Here is a 1,833-nt window from a genome sequence, read left to right as displayed (position 1 = left end):
CTGGCCCGGGCGCTCGGCGCGGGCGAGGTCGAGGCGGACCTGGCGGTGCGCACCGCGCTGCCCGGCGACCGCTACCTGCTCTGCTCGGACGGCCTCTCGGCCGTGGTGGATCCCGGCGCGGTGCACGCCGCGCTGACCGGGGCCGACGATCCGGAGAGCGCCGTCGGGCTCCTGGTCGACCTGGCCTACGCGGCGGGCGCGCCGGACAACATCGCCTGCGTGGTGGCCGACCTGGTGGCCGCGTAGTCGGTCCGACCGGGTCGGGGTGTCCGACCCGGGTCGTACCCTGGCGATCATGCGGATTGGCATCGTGATTCTGCCGGACCAGCGCTGGTCCGAGGCGCGCCGGCGGTGGGCGCAGGCGGACGAGTGGGGCTTCGACCACGCCTGGACCTACGACCACCTGGGCTGGCGCGACCTGGTCGACGGGCCCTGGTTCGACTCGTGGACGACGCTGACGGCGGCGGCCACGGTGACCTCCCGGGTCCGGCTGGGCACGTTGGTCGCGTCGCCGAACTTCCGCCACCCGGCGGCGTTCGCTCGCCAGGTCACCGCGCTGGACGACGTCTCCGGCGGCCGGGTGCTGCTCGGGCTGGGCGCCGGCGGCATCGGCTTCGACTCGGCGGTGCTCGGCGGCGAGACGCTGCCGCCCCGCCAGCGGGTCGACCGGTTCGCCGAGTTCACCGAGCTGCTCGACCTGGTCCTGCGGGAGGACGGCACGACCTGGCGCGGCGAGTGGTTCACCGCGGTGGACGCCCGCAACAATCCCGGGTGCGTGCAGCGACCCCGGGTGCCGTTCGTGGTCGCCGCGAACGGGCCCCGCTCGATGCGGCTGGTCGCCCGGTTCGGGCAGGGCTGGGTCACCACCGGGCTCGACGGCGACGACCTGGAGGCCTGGTGGGGCACGGTGGCGGAGCTGTCCGACCGGATGACGCGGACGTTGGAGCAGGCCGGCCGTGACCCGGCGACGCTGGACCGCTACCTCTCCCTCGACTCGGCCCCGGTCTTCTCACTGACCAGCGCCGACTTCCTCGCCGAGCAGGTCGCCCGGGCGGCCCGGCTGGGCTTCACCGACGTGGTGACGCACTGGCCGCGCGAGAGCAGTTGGTACGCCGGCGACGAGGCCGTGCTGGTCGAGGCGGCGGCGATGCTGCCGGAGCTGCGCCGCGCCGCCTGACGCCTCAGGTGCCGATGCTGCCCTCGGTGGAGACCAGCCGGAACCGCAGGCAGACGATCCGGCTGTCGTCGGTGACCGGCGTCCCCAGCCGGGCCCAGTAGGCGCCGTGGCCGGCCCGCCACTCCTCGATCGACCGGTCGCCCTCGCCCTCGGACCGGGCGAAGTCCCACGACACGTCGGCGAAGCGGACCACCTCGACGCCCGTCACCTCGACGACGCCGACCAGCGCGTCGTGGTCGTCGACCAGGGCCAGCCGTTCGCCGACGTGCTCCAGCTCCTCGCCCTCCTCGGCGTACTCGCCGAGCCGGCCGGCGGTGGCGGTCTTCACGCCGGAGAGCACCAGGGTGTTGAGGTCGGCGCGCAGCTCGCCGGGCGTGCCGAGGGCGAGCGCGCGCAGTCCACCGATCCGGGGCCACATCCTGCCGAGGCTACGGCACGCCGGCCCGCGTCCGTCTCAGATCAGGTGGCCGGCGTAGCCGGCTGCGGCCAGCACCCGTTCGTCGCCGGTCGTGGCGTGCGCCTCCAGCACCGCGTCGGCGAGCTTCACCACGTGCTCGTCGCCGTGCCGGGCCGCCCGGGCGAACACCTCCGCCGGGTCGGCCGATCCGCCGGGCGGTGGCGCGGCGGCCGGCGCCGGTGCGGCGTACACCGAGGTC

General features: G+C 75.5%; 3 protein-coding genes and 1 pseudogene. 2 read left to right on the top strand and 2 right to left on the bottom strand.

Annotation, left to right across the window (positions count from 1 at the left end):
• A partial coding sequence (locus tag HUW36_RS32055) for a PP2C family protein-serine/threonine phosphatase (protein WP_425487288.1) occupies positions 1 to 246 on the top strand: 246 nt, incomplete at its 5' end.
• A gap of 49 nt (positions 247 to 295) precedes the next feature.
• A complete protein-coding gene (locus HUW36_RS32050; RefSeq protein ID WP_174531484.1) occupies positions 296 to 1,177 on the top strand; it encodes an LLM class flavin-dependent oxidoreductase in 882 nt (293 codons plus the stop codon).
• Positions 1,178 to 1,181: 4 nt separating this feature from the next.
• Here HUW36_RS32050 and HUW36_RS32045 read toward each other — a convergent pair whose 3' ends face one another.
• Together HUW36_RS32045 and HUW36_RS32040 are read right to left on the bottom strand one after the other, a co-directional pair.
• A complete protein-coding gene (locus HUW36_RS32045) occupies positions 1,182 to 1,595 on the bottom strand; it encodes an ASCH domain-containing protein (protein ID WP_174531483.1) in 414 nt (137 codons plus the stop codon).
• Between the two features lie 36 nt (positions 1,596 to 1,631).
• Positions 1,632 to 1,833, bottom strand: a pseudogene (locus tag HUW36_RS32040) (questin oxidase family protein); the annotation flags it as partial.

The sequence above is a fragment of the Micromonospora maritima genome (genome assembly GCF_902825405.1).
GTDB classification, from domain to species: Bacteria; Actinomycetota; Actinomycetes; order Mycobacteriales; family Micromonosporaceae; genus Micromonospora; species Micromonospora maritima.
This window is presented reverse-complemented; position numbering and strand designations above follow the sequence as displayed.